At 41.6% G+C, this 12984-nt stretch carries 9 protein-coding genes; 2 read left to right on the top strand and 7 right to left on the bottom strand.

The genetic code is table 11. The annotated features are described in order from the left end of the window. Position 1 precedes the first annotated feature (1 nt). The 3 genes from PTET_RS18000 to PTET_RS17990 are packed head-to-tail and all read right to left on the bottom strand — an operon-like array spanning position 2 to position 5735. Positions 2 to 1414 (bottom strand): TolC family protein, encoded by a 1413-nt coding sequence (locus tag PTET_RS18000; protein ID WP_013463183.1) that lies wholly within the window; start codon positions 1412 to 1414, stop codon positions 2 to 4. Beyond that, positions 1407 to 4556, bottom strand: a complete 3150-nt coding sequence (locus tag PTET_RS17995; RefSeq protein WP_096039071.1) for an efflux RND transporter permease subunit — start codon at positions 4554 to 4556, stop codon at positions 1407 to 1409. The genes PTET_RS18000 and PTET_RS17995 overlap by 8 nt, the downstream gene beginning before the upstream one ends. Before the next feature lie 9 nt (positions 4557 to 4565). Then, positions 4566 to 5735, bottom strand: coding sequence for an efflux RND transporter periplasmic adaptor subunit (locus PTET_RS17990; protein ID WP_013463181.1), 1170 nt, complete (start codon positions 5733 to 5735; stop codon positions 4566 to 4568). Between the two features lie 118 nt (positions 5736 to 5853). On the opposite strand from PTET_RS17990, the gene PTET_RS17985 reads away from it, so the two are divergent. Next, complete coding sequence (locus PTET_RS17985; protein WP_096039070.1) at positions 5854 to 6792, top strand: LysR family transcriptional regulator; 939 nt, start codon at positions 5854 to 5856, stop codon at positions 6790 to 6792. Here the strand turns inward: PTET_RS17985 and PTET_RS17980 are convergent. Both PTET_RS17980 and PTET_RS17975 read right to left on the bottom strand, forming a co-directional pair. Continuing rightward, the gene (locus PTET_RS17980) at positions 6789 to 7811 is read right to left on the bottom strand and encodes a GGDEF domain-containing protein (protein ID WP_147154726.1); all 1023 of its coding nucleotides are present in this window, start codon (positions 7809 to 7811) and stop codon (positions 6789 to 6791) included. The two genes, PTET_RS17985 and PTET_RS17980, sit on opposite strands and share 4 nt — an antisense overlap. Positions 7812 to 7922: 111 nt before the next feature. Continuing rightward, the gene (locus tag PTET_RS17975) at positions 7923 to 8786 is read right to left on the bottom strand and encodes a DUF6279 family lipoprotein (protein ID WP_013463178.1); all 864 of its coding nucleotides are present in this window, start codon (positions 8784 to 8786) and stop codon (positions 7923 to 7925) included. A gap of 316 nt (positions 8787 to 9102) precedes the next feature. Here PTET_RS17975 and PTET_RS17970 point away from each other — a divergent pair, with 316 nt between their 5' ends. Continuing rightward, positions 9103 to 9828, top strand: a complete 726-nt coding sequence (locus PTET_RS17970; RefSeq protein ID WP_013463177.1) for a tetratricopeptide repeat protein — start codon at positions 9103 to 9105, stop codon at positions 9826 to 9828. A gap of 63 nt (positions 9829 to 9891) precedes the next feature. Here PTET_RS17970 and PTET_RS17965 read toward each other — a convergent pair whose 3' ends face one another. After that, on the bottom strand, positions 9892 to 11310 hold the full coding sequence (locus tag PTET_RS17965) for a coniferyl aldehyde dehydrogenase (RefSeq protein WP_096039069.1): 1419 nt from the start codon (positions 11308 to 11310) through the stop codon (positions 9892 to 9894). A gap of 188 nt (positions 11311 to 11498) precedes the next feature. Continuing rightward, positions 11499 to 12974, bottom strand: a complete 1476-nt coding sequence (locus tag PTET_RS17960; RefSeq protein ID WP_096039068.1) for an SLC13 family permease — start codon at positions 12972 to 12974, stop codon at positions 11499 to 11501. Positions 12975 to 12984 lie beyond the last annotated feature (10 nt).

The raw sequence follows: 12984 nt of genomic DNA, 5'->3' as shown, positions 1-12984 counted from the left end.
TCTACTTGTTAGTATTACTTAACGCGTAACTCCATCGCCCATTAAATGACTGGTAGGCATTTACTTTAGCAAGTAGCGATGAAATAGTTGAATCAACGGCATTTTCTTGCGCTATTAAAACATCCTGACGCGCATCTAACAACTCTAAGTAAGGAATTTGCCCTTCTTCGTACATTGCTTGTGCTTGTAAAAATGCATTATTAGCAAATTGATAACGCTCATCAGCAAAGCGCGATTGCTGTGCTTGATTGACCAAGTATTGCAATGAAAGTTCACTCTCGTTAATCGCTTTTAATACCACTTGTTGGTAATCGGTATACGCCGCTTGGCTTAAAAACTGCTGCGCATCGCGTTGTGCTAAAAGCGCAGGGTAACTTAATAATGACCACTGCAATTGCGGCGCTACTTGCCATTGTTGCTGGGTATCACTAAAACCGTTGCTCCCTAAACTTAACACGCCTGCAAAGCCGCTTAAGCTAATATCCGGCAATAAAGCTTTGCTGGCTGCCACACTCAGGCTATTTGCTTGGCTAAAATCAAATAAAGCACGACTTATATCAGGCCTTAATGCTATTGCATCATTAGGTTTTGCCAATGACACCGCAAATGCCTTAGTTAATATAGTACGTTCATCATTAATGCTCAGTGATTGCGTAGTTTGCGCGCTTAATACGGCCAAAGTAGATAAGTCACGGTACTTCGCATATTCAATTGCTGGCACCAAGGCTTGCTGCTGCCTAAGTTGCGCCATAGTGCGGTTTAAGTCGAGCTCATTAGCCACACCTTCATCAACTTGGGCCTGTAGCACTTGAATGCTTTGTTCAAGCGCTTCTATTTGCATCTCAATAATTTGCTGCTTTTGCAGATTACCTTGATAACTCACAAAGCCTTTAACCACAGCCGACACCACTTCAATTTGCAATAACCTAACTTGCTCAGCTTGGCTCATTGCTTGTGAATTCGCGGCATCGACTAGCGCAGTAATTCGACCAAATAAGTCGAGCTGCCAATCAAGTGCTACATTCGCACTTGATTGTCTGCTATTGGTATCGCCTAGCCCGCTTCGCTTTGCACCAACCGCAACACCGTCTTGCGGTAAGTATTGCGCTTGTTGCTCGCCAATACGCGCCAAAGCACTTTTTAATACCAGCTGACTAGTTTGTAAGTCGTAATTATTAGCAAGTGCGTTGATCACCAGTTGGTTTAGCTGCGTTGAGCCCAGCTTGTGCCACCAGTTTTGCTCATCTTCACCCATAAACTGCTCTGCAGATATTGCCTTGGCAACAAACTCATTAATCTGTTGTTGATGAACGGCTGTGTCAATTTTACTCGCACAACCTGATAACACAGCAACCGCTAATGCAGAACTCAACCATGGCGATAATTTAAGAGCGCTTAAGTTAAATTTAGTCATGCGAAGGCTCCTCAACGCGCTGCTTTTTTACCACCAGCATATAAAACACCGGTGTAAATAATAGTCCAAACACAGTTACACCAATCATACCCGAGAACACCGCATTACCCATGGCATGACGCATTTCTGCCCCAGCACCGGTTGCCAATACAAGCGGTATAACACCTGCGGTAAACGCAATTGATGTCATTAAAATTGGGCGTAAACGTAATCGACACGCCGCTAACATCGCCTCAAGGTGTGATAACCCAGTGTCATGCTTATCTTTAGCAAATTCCACCATAAGGATGGCATTTTTAGAAGCCAATGCGACCAGTACAATCAACGCTATTTGGGTAAATATGTTGTTGTCTGAACCTACAAACCACACCCCTAATAACGCTGAGAAAATAGTCATAGGTACAATTAAAATAATGGCCAGTGGTAAACGTAAGCTTTCATACTGTGCAGCCAGTACCATAAACACCAGCAATACAACCAGAGGGAATACATACACCATGGTATTACCTGCTAATACTTGCTGGTACGTTACCTCAGTCCACTCATATTCAATGCCAGTAGGCAATGTTTTAGCTAGTACAGCTTCAATCGCCAATTGCGCTTGATCAGAACTATAACCAGGCGCTGGGCTGCCATTAAGCTCTGCACTAGGGTAGCCGTTGTAATGCATTACACGATCAGGACCAATAGTAGGCGTTACCGTTAATACTGAGCCTAGTGGCACCATATTACCGGCACGATTACGCACTTTTAGGTTTAGTATTTGCTCTGGGTCTACCCTAAAATCAGCATCAGCTTGGGCATTAACCTGGTAAGTACGGCCAAATAAATTAAAGTCGTTTACATACACTGAGCCTAAATAAATTTGCAACGAATTAAACACTTCATCTAATGGAATGCCTTGAATAAGCGCTTGCTCACGGTCAATATCAATATCCATTTGTGGTACTTGAATTCTAAAGCTTGAATACAGCCCCATCAACGCTGGATCTTTTTGCGCCGCAGCAATCACTGATTGCAAACTGTTAAATAAGGCTTCAAAGCCTTTGTTAGCTCTATCTTCTATTTGCAATTTAAAGCCACCTGTGGTACCAAGGCCTTGAATTGGCGGTGGCGGAAACACAGCGACAAAGGCTTCATCAATGGCCGCAAAACGTTGGTTTAGTTGCGCTGCAATAGCCGAAGCCGACATACTCGGATCAGTACGCTCTGCAAAAGGCGCCAGTGGCGTAAATACGATGCCGCTATTTGGGCTATTAGTAAAACCATTCACTGAAAGACCAGGAAACGCCACGGTGTTTGCAACCCCAGGGACCTCTAATGCAATTTGCTGCATTTGTTTTACCACCGCTTCTGTACGGTCTAAACTGGCAGCGTCAGGTAACTGCGCAATAGCGACTAAGTATTGCTTATCTTGTTGTGGAATAAACCCACCCGGTACTGCATCAAACAATTTAATCGTACCGCCAACTAAAGCAATATACGCAACCATAACCACAACACTCATACGAATAAGCTTTTGTACCAGCTTTTCATACCCTTTAGCACCACGGTCAAACACGCGGTTAAAAGGTTGAAATAACCAACGGCCAAATAATTTATTAAGCACGCGGGTAAACGCATCAGGCTCGGCATCATGTGATTTTAACAATAAAGCGGCCAGTGCTGGCGACAGCGTTAATGAGTTAAACGCCGAAATTACCGTTGAAATCGTAATGGTTAATGCAAATTGTTTATAAAACTGCCCTGAAAGCCCAGTAATAAAAGCCGTCGGAATAAATACCGCACATAATACTAATGCAATCGCAATAATAGGGCCGGTTACTTCCGTCATTGCCACGCGGGTGGCTTCAAGCGGTGATAAGCCATCTTCTATGTTTCGCTCAACATTTTCTACAACCACAATTGCGTCATCAACCACAATACCGATTGCCAGTACTAAACCAAATAGCGATAAGGTATTAATAGACACCCCAAGCCACTGCATTACTGCAAAGGTACCAATGAGTGAAATAGGCACCGCAATTAACGGAATAATAGACGCGCGCCAGGTTTGTAAAAATACGATAACCACAATCACCACCAGCACGATTGCTTCGAGTAAAGTGGCGATTACCGCATCAATTGAGCCACGAACAAATACCGTTGGATCATAAACAATGTCGTATTCAACACCTGCAGGAAAGTCTTTTGATAAACGTGCCATGGTTTCACGCACCTGATCAGAGAGCTCAATGGCATTTGACCCTGGACGTTGAAATATTGGCATCGCTAAAGCGGGTTGATTATCAAGCTCAGCACGCAATGCATAAGAATCTTGGCCTAAATCAACACGTGCCACGTCTGACAAACGCGTAAGCTGCCCTTGCTCCCCAACTTTAATAATGACTTGTTTAAACTCTTCAATGCTATTAAGGCGTCCTTTGACGTTTAATAGAATTTGGAACTGACTGTCATTTGAAATCGGTTGCGCACCTAAACTACCTGCTGCAACTTGCTGATTTTGCGAGCGTAGTGCATTGACCACGTCACTTGCAGTAAGCTCACGTGATGCTAGCGCATCGGGGTTAAGCCAAACTCGCATTGCATATTTACCGCCACCAAATAAACGAATATCACCCACACCAGGTAAACGCGCTATTTCATCTTTAATATTTAAATCGGCATAATTTGATAAATACGCGGTGTCATGGCTGTTTTGGGGTGAATATAAATGCACCACCATGGTTAAATCGGGTGATGATTTTTCAGCAACAACCCCTAAACGTTGCACTTCTTGTGGCAAACGCGGCAGCGCACTATTTACTCGGTTTTGCACTTGCACTTGGGCACGGTCTAAATCAGTGCCTAACGCAAATGTCACCGTGAGCGTCATACGTCCGTCACTGGTTGCTTGTGAAAACATATACAGCATGTTTTCGGTGCCATTTATTTCTTGCTCAAGCGGTGTTGCCACTGTTTGTGCAATAACCGTCGGGTTCGCACCTGGATAACTGGCAGTCACAACCACTGTCGGTGGTACGACTTCTGGGTATTCACTGACAGGCAGCTGAAATAATGAAATGCTACCTGCAATTAAAATAATCAACGACAGCATGGCCGCAAAAATCGGTCGCTGTATAAAAAAGTGTGAAAATTTCATCTAATAACCTTATTGCTTAGCAACTAAATCGGCAGGGTTAGCACTTAGCGTAAATGCCACGCCTTGGGTATTAATTGCCACTTTATTTGGTGATATCGGCATACCGGGTCCTACACGAGCAGGGCCGTTTACAGCAATAACATCGCCTTGCTCAAGTCCTGATGTGATGGCTCGCAACGGTCCATAGCGCTCACCTACAGTAACCAATTTATATTGCAGCACATTATTTTCGCCTACAGTTAACACAAAGCGATTTTTTAAATCTGTGCCTATGGCTCTGTCTGGAATAATGACAGTTTCACGCACTGCATTAGCAGCTAACTTAATGCGTGCAAATGAGCCTGAGCGCAGCTCATTACTGCGATCATCAAATACCGCACGAACGCGTAAAGTGCCTGTAGATGCGTTAATTTGATTATCTATAAAGTTAATATGGCCGCTATAGTTAAAATCGTCTTGCCCTACTTTTTGCATTACAACAGGCTGTTTGCTTGCAGCTGTTACTTCGTCAAATGCGCTATTCCAAGTACGTTCATCTACATCAAAGTAAGCGTACATTTTGTCATTAGAAACAATTGAAGTAAGCACGCTTTGCCCTGCAAGTACGTTGTTACCTTTGGTAATATTTGCGCGAGAAATCACGCCATCAATAGGAGAAACCACTGACGTAAACTCTAAATCGAGCTTTGCAGCTTTAAGCTGCGCTTGCAGTGCAGCAAGTTGTGCTTCACGCTGACGTAAAGTCGATGTACGCGCTTGTGCTTGCTCAGTCGAAATGGCTTTTCGCTCAGTTAAGCGTACAGCACGCGATGCTTCGCTTTTTGCTTGTTCAAGTGCTGCTTGAGCACTTTTTACCTGAGCGCTTAAACTGTCAACGGTTGCAGCGAATGAGCGATCGTCTAAACGAAATAATACATCGCCTTGTTTAACGCTATCCCCTTCTTTAAATTCAATTTGCTCAATAATGCCGGATACACGCGGCATTAATGCCACTTTTTGCGGTGACTCTAAGCGTGTTGTATAGGTATGCCAACTTTGAACTGGCTTAACCAAGACTTCGGCTACATCAATAGCTTGTTGTTGCTGTGCGGGGGCTGATTGCGCTGTACTTTCATCGGCACAACCGGCCAGTGTGATTAATGCAACAGATAGTGCTGTAGCAATTAAGTGTTTGTTCATAACGACGCTCCTTTTAATTTAGCATTGCATAATACGGAACATACTTGATGACAAAAACAATAGATTTTTAAATTCATTAGTGCCAAAATGGCATCAATACTCACTAAGTAATGAAATAATGGATACAACCAGTCGACTATTAATGCTGCTTGAAGTGGTAGAGCAAGGCTCATTTGCAAAAGCAGCCGAAATACGAAATATTGACCGCTCAGTGATCTCTAAGCAAATTAGTCGGTTAGAGGATGAACTTGGGGTAAGACTATTAAACAGAACAACCCGCTCATTCTCTCTTACAGCAGCGGGCGCTGAAATGATAAAAAAAGCGGGTGAGCTGCGAAGCCTGCTTGGCGAAACGGTGCGCATAGCAGAAAACTACCACCAAGAGCCTCGCGGCGTATTAAAAGTGACCGCATCGACTTTAATAGGTCGACGCTACTTACAGCCAGTGATCAACGATTTCCAAAAACGCTTTCCACAAGTGGAAGTAGAACTGCGTTTAGATGACCGACTGGTTGATATTGTATCTGAAGGATTTGATTTAGCGTTTAGAGTGGGTGAACCCAAAGACTCATCATTAATTGCTCGTAAAATTGCCCGTAATCGTTTGTTACTATTAGCCGCGCCAGCGTTTATAGAAACATACGGTATGCCAATAACAATCACTGATTTGGCACAATTGCCAGCGGCCAGTTATGCCAGCAACTCACTGCGGGTAGAAGGCATAAATTACTATAACCACACTGGCGAGCACTGCGAGCAAAAAATAAAAAGTGTGTTTAGAGCAAACGATGCAGAAGTATTACTGATGAAAACCCTCTCTGGCACCACCTACTTTTTAGCGCCGGCATTTATTTTAGATAAAGAAGTGATTGATGGGCAACTGGTGCCCTTACTTACCGATGTAAAATTAATGGAACACAGTGCAATGTATGCTGTATACCCACACCGAGATTTACCGGTAAGAACACGATTGTTTTTTGATGCCGTGCGTGAATACATTGGCAAAGAAAGACCGATTTGGGAGAACAGTATTCCTAATTTTGATCAAATGTATTAAGCCGCATTTGCACAGAGGTTAATATCAGAAAAAACCGCATTGCGCCCCGCATCTTTTGCCTTATAAAGTTGCTTATCTGCTTGCGCTATTAATTCAGCCAAATTTTGTTGTTGGTACTTAACAACGCCAACACTGGCTGTTAAATTTATGGTTATACCATTGGCTTCAATATATTTATTTGCAACGGCTTGTCTAAGATTTTCAGCCTTTGCCAGCGCGGATTGTGCACTATCAAAATTGCTCATTAAAGAAAATTCTTCACCCCCTACCCTAAACACATACCCTTTTGCAAAAGTAATCCTAAATAGAGTTGCCAACTCAACCAGCACTTTATCTCCTACATCATGGCCGTATTCATCATTTATTTGTTTAAAGTGGTCAAGATCAATTAAAAACAAGTACAGCTGTGACTTGTCTTTTATCTCCACTTCAAAATAATGACTCATAGATAAACGGTTTCCTGCCCCCGTGAGAGGATCAAGTAAGGCCAAGTTTTTAAGTCGCTTCGAAAATTCGGCCCTATTTCCTTCAAAAACATGAGAAATGACCCATATAATAATATAAATAAACAGTAAGTTGAGCGCTAGGTTAAAAGAGGAAAAATAAGGGCTTGGTAATTTATAAATCAACACTGATGATTGCATAACCAAAAGTGTGGCCGATAACACAATACCGTATTTTCGACCAAGAAGTAGATAATACAAAATGGGTAAAGAAAACGCCCACAAAAACAGACCATTTTTAAGTGGTGCCAAAAAGGTTCCACATAATATAACGAGCGTTACAGTCATACAAACCGTTATGGCATACCAGTTTCGTTGCTTGTTTTTAACCAATTGTATAAAAATATAAAAACAAAGTGCGGAAAAACACACCTCTAAGCCGCCTACAATATAAAAATGATTTTTTGATAGGTTAAACACAGCAAAAATAAATGACAGCAAACCAAAAAATAAACACATCCATTTTAAGACATGCTTACGTAATATTTTTGTACTGTTAAGAGCGGCTATATCCATAAAAAACTTAAATCAAAACTAATCGTTTATGTTAACCCTGAAATGCAATAATCACAATTTTATGCTTAACAACCCCCTTTAAAATAAGCAAAAAGGATTGGTTAAATGCAGCTATTCTGTAAGCAGTTCATTAACTGTGCCAACCAAGTCAGCAAATTCCTCATCAACATGTGCGATTTGTTTAGAGCTTAAGGTTTGATTTAATTTAACCAGCAACTGTGCGTATGCCCTTAAATTTTCCTCATTTCTCTCAATGAGTTCAGCACTCATAAACAGCTCTCGTTCTGTAATGATAGTGCGTAACTGATGCGCAAATTGGGCATCATCAAGGGTTTGCTGATTAAACAGTGCTTCAAGTGCACCTAACCGAGTTAGTTTATAGTCATACCATAAATTGCTGGTACTGATATATTCACTGTTGGCTTGTGACACTAGCGTTCGCTGCTCTGAGGTGAGCTTACCAAGCCATTGTTCGTAGTAGTCTAGTTGCTTGTCTAAACGAGACTGCTGATGCTCCTCTTTGGTTAATGAAGCGTGCTCTTTTATTTCATCATTAATTTGCTCACGAATGTTTTCTACCATTTCACTGCGTTGTGATGGAGTTAACGTTTTTGCCAGCTCAATTAAGGGATCACTCGCGTACAAAAGTAAATTACGCCAATGCTGCTTTACCTGTGTTATTTTTGCCATTAACTGCGCTGTATCGGCTTGTTTATCGAGCAACTGCCTTAAGTCGAGTAAATCGGCTTTATATTTTGGTAACTCAATCTCTCGATGCCAATCTCGGGTGTTATTAATAATCACTTTTAACTGCGTTGATTGGCTTTTGTTTAAGTCGACATAATCGTCTATCCAAAACGAAGACAGCCAACCAAGGTTGTTATAAGCAAAGGAAGTAGAACAACTGGCAATAAACAATAAACTGGTTATAAAAATAATTTTGCTTAGTTTTATATTTTTTAAATTATTTAACATTAACAGACCCCGTTTTATGATGCTTTGGTTGCCAAAAATCATCATAAGTAATTATGTAAGCTATTGCTCGCTTTTATTTTTTTCATTTTTCTATAGAATCGCAAGCTAACGCAATTTATATTATGACTATATGCTTAAGTTTAGAATTTTTGAGCTATAGTTAAAACTACTTGTTAATACGTTTGTATACCTAGGTTATAAACGTTGGCGTTATTAATTTAGCTCATAATTTTTTACCTATCCCTAATAGATTCACTAGGTAAGTTTTACTTTTATGGCGCTTACATAGAACGACAACTAATTTGGAGACATGCTTATGTCACAGTCTAATTTTAAAGCACTGCTACTGGCCGGTATTATGCTCGCTACCCCTCTTGCTCATGCTGGACTAGAAGAAGGGATCAGAGCTGCTAATGCGGGTGAATTTGAAGAAGCACTTAAAGAGTTTAATTATTTAGCTGACAAAGGCTATGCACCGGGTATTTACGAATTAGGTAAGCTATACGAAGGTGGCCATGGCGTTACCCGTGATTATTACAAAGCAGCTGAGCTGTACCAACAAGCCGTTAAAAAGAACCATGTAGATTCAATGTTTGCACTTGCGGTTTTATATGACGAAGGCAATGGCGTTAAATTAGACAAACAAATGGCCATAACCTTATTTGAAAAAGCAGCAAATAAGAACCTTCCCGCAGCACAGTATAACTTAGGTGTAATGTACGCAAATGGCGATGGTGTTAGCCAAGATTATAAAGCCGCCAGAACATGGTATGAAAAAGCCGCTGCTAATAATTACACATTGGCGCAGTTTAATTTAGCACTGATGTATTTTGAAGGCTTAGGAATGCCAAAAAATCTTGAAATGTCGTATGTGTGGAATACCATTGCCGAGTATAACGGCAACATGCAAGCCAGTCACAGCCGTAAACTTGATGAACGTACTATGCTTCCTAAAGAGGTAGCTGAGGCAAAAGAAAAAGCCGATGCAATTTATACCAAAATTTTAGCGGGAACGTATGCTGGCGAAGGACGCCTGTTTTAAGTTAGCTATTAAAAAAGCTGAATGAAGTGATTCATTCAGCTTTTTTGTTTTAAACGCTACAGGCTATTTTACATAAAGCCACTTTAGCACTTTGATCAGTAATTTATTTTGTTTAAGTAATAAACCAATGCGCGGGTTAACCGAGCCAGAGACTAAGGTATTTTTTGCATGGCTAAAGGTGAGAAAACCTTCTTTGCCGTGATAATGCCCCATCCCCGAATGCCCCACGCCACCAAACGGCACATCATCGGCAGCTACTTGTATTAATGTGTCGTTTACCGCAACTGTTCCGCTAAGTGTTTGCTTAATAATGTACTGTTGCGCCTGTTTATCTTGACCTAAAATGTAAAGGGCTAATGGGTGGTCGCGTAATCGAATATAATTAAGCACGTCCTCTAATTTGTCGTAACTCATAATGGGTAAAATGGGACCAAATAGCTCTTCTTGCATTAATGTCATCTCATCTGTTACGTGCGTAACAATATGCAGACCCATACGATGCTTTTCGCCATCTTGCTGGTTTTGTTCAAGCGGTTTAGTAATTTTAGCGCCTTGCTCTTGTGCTTGCTCTAAATAACCGAGCAAACGTTGATAATGTGCAGGGCTTATAATCGAGGTCAGGTTTTTACCTTCAACACCTTGCTTAAAGTGTTTTTTATAAAGGGTACAAAGCGCTTTAATGAATTGATGCTCTACTGCTTTAGGAACAAACACGTAGTCAGGCGCTACACATATCTGCCCTGCATTGGCCATTTTTCCAAATAATAAAGCACGCGCGGCTTTATTTACATCGGCTTTTTCTAACACAATAACGGGCGATTTTCCGCCGAGTTCTAATGTTACTGGCGTTAAATTTTTACTGGCCGCGGCCATAACTAACTTGCCAACAGCCGTCGAGCCTGTAAACAGTAAATGCGCAAACGGCAATGATGAAAACTCACTTGCCACGTCGCTACCACCTTGAATAATTGTGCAGTGTTGGCTTAATTCATCTGCAAATATTTTTTCAATAACGGCATTGGTGTTAGGCGTAAATTCACTGAGCTTTAACATCACCCTGTTACCCGCTGCAATCGCAGTAATAACAGGTACCAATGCTAGTTGAATGGGATAGTTCCATGGTGCAATCACACCCACCACACCAATAGGCTGATAGGTGACACTTACTTTTGAGGGCCATAAGCTTAACCCCGCGCTGCGCTGACTAGGCTTAGACCAGCGAGGTAGCTTTTTAATAATATGCGCAAGTCCCTGCATGGTGGGCAAAATATCCCCCACTAAGGTATCGAACGCCGTTCGGTATCCAAAATCTTTAGATACTGCAGCAATCAAGTCTTGCTCTAACGTTACAATGTTAGCGCGTAATTTTTTGAGTAAAGCAAGACGTTGCTCAATGGGTAAATAAGGGGTGTCTTCAAAAGCATGCTTTAGTTCATTAAATTGCGAACGCAAAGACCCTGTAGATAATGTGTCAGTGTTCAAAATAGGCTACCCGATTTATAACGTTTTCAAGACTATAACCTTGTTCTGTTACTCGAGCAATAAAGAGTGATTTTGCAACACGAGGTAAAGGATTGCAAAAACACTCAACAGGTTGGTTGGAACGCATACCGATGCACTGCTTTTGTGTGCATCGGTTATCTGTTTTGTTAGTTGATTAAAGTGGGTTATTAAAAACCAAAAACTTGGGCTGCTATGGTCATTGTTACTAAGGTAATTAAAACAATAGCGACAATATTTAACACAAAGCCAGCACGGATCATGTCTTTCATTTTAATTTCACCCGAGCCAAACACAATCGCATTGGGTGGTGTGGCTACTGGCATCATAAACGCACAACTACACGCAATCGCAGCTGGAATAACCCACACTAACGGACTGCCTGTTACTGACTCAGCAACGGGGCCTAGCAGTGGTAAAAAGCCTGCTGCTGTTGCCGTATTACTGGTTATTTCGGTTAAGAACGTAATCAGCGCAACCACAACAAGAATGCTCATGACTAATGGAATAGTACTCGCCCCTTCAATCATATTGGCAATGTAGTCAGCTAATCCTGATGACTTTATTTGCGAGGCAAGTGTTAATCCGCCACCAAATAAAAGCAACACACCCCACGGCACTTTAGCGGCACTTTCCCAATCTAAAATACGCGCATCACTGCCTTTATTTGCCGGTAGTACAAACAGTAATAATGCAGCGGCAATAGCAATACCGGTATCTGAAATTTTAAGCCCGGTAACATCGCCTAATAAAGGTCTAAATATCCAACAAATAGCGGCAAGCACAAATACAAACAACACGCCCTTTTCAGCACGTTGCATTAGACCTAAGTCTTTTAATTGTGAAGAGAATACCACTTTAGTATTAATACGCTTGTTCGCTTGTACATTCGCATCGACCTTATAAGTGAATTTAGTTAACCAAATCCAGCTGATCAGCAACATACCGAGCGCTAAAGGCACACCAACAATCATCCACTCGGCAAAGCCAATTTCAATCTGATAACTGTCTGATAGGTACGCCGCCATTAATGCATTTGGTGGAGTACCGATTAAAGTAGCAATACCGCCAATACTCGCGCCATAAGCAATCGACAGTAAAAGGGCTTTACCAAAACCTTCATTACTAGGATCTGAGCTTTTAACTAAATGGGTAATAGATAAAGCGATAGGTAGCATCATTACTGCTGTAGCGGTATTAGACATCCACATTGATAAAAATGCAGTCACTAACATCATCGCTAAAATTTGTAAGCTTGGTTTTTTACCCGCATAAAGCATTGTTTTTAATGCAATACGCTTGTGTAATCCCCAACGCTCCATCGCTATTGAGATTAAAAAGCCACCTAAAAATAAAAAGATCAGCGGATGCGCATAAGGCGCTGCAACACTTTTTATCGCGGCTATATCAACAATCGGCGAAATCACTAAAGGGAGTAACGCAGTAGCAGGAATAGGCACTACCTCACTCACCCACCACGAGGCCATCCAAAATGCTAAGCCTGCGGTTTTAAACGCTGCCGCCGACATACCTACTGGCGGCTCAACTAAGCAAGTAAGTAGCATGACACATGGGCCAAGTAACAAAAACAGCCATTGCATAAATGGCTTTTTATTCGCGTTATTTTCTAAAATACGTTTTGTCATTTGTTCAGCC

Source organism: Pseudoalteromonas tetraodonis (assembly GCF_002310835.1).
In the GTDB taxonomy this organism is placed as follows: Bacteria; Pseudomonadota; Gammaproteobacteria; order Enterobacterales; family Alteromonadaceae; genus Pseudoalteromonas; species Pseudoalteromonas tetraodonis.
The sequence above is the reverse complement of the archived record's forward strand: the minus strand, read 5'-3'. Positions and strand labels throughout refer to the sequence as shown.

What these genes read in the sequence shown, in the direction of transcription:
- PTET_RS18000 (WP_013463183.1), bottom strand. Translation starts at nt 1,414, where the DNA reads ATGACTAAATTTAACTTAAGCGCTCTTAAATTATCGCCATGGTTGAGT.
- PTET_RS17995 (WP_096039071.1), bottom strand. Translation starts at nt 4,556, where the DNA reads ATGAAATTTTCACACTTTTTTATACAGCGACCGATTTTTGCGGCCATG.
- PTET_RS17990 (WP_013463181.1), bottom strand. Translation starts at nt 5,735, where the DNA reads ATGAACAAACACTTAATTGCTACAGCACTATCTGTTGCATTAATCACA.
- PTET_RS17985 (WP_096039070.1), top strand. Translation starts at nt 5,854, where the DNA reads ATGGATACAACCAGTCGACTATTAATGCTGCTTGAAGTGGTAGAGCAA.
- PTET_RS17980 (WP_147154726.1), bottom strand. Translation starts at nt 7,811, where the DNA reads ATGGATATAGCCGCTCTTAACAGTACAAAAATATTACGTAAGCATGTC.
- PTET_RS17975 (WP_013463178.1), bottom strand. Translation starts at nt 8,786, where the DNA reads ATGTTAAATAATTTAAAAAATATAAAACTAAGCAAAATTATTTTTATA.
- PTET_RS17970 (WP_013463177.1), top strand. Translation starts at nt 9,103, where the DNA reads ATGTCACAGTCTAATTTTAAAGCACTGCTACTGGCCGGTATTATGCTC.
- PTET_RS17960 (WP_096039068.1), bottom strand. Translation starts at nt 12,974, where the DNA reads ATGACAAAACGTATTTTAGAAAATAACGCGAATAAAAAGCCATTTATG.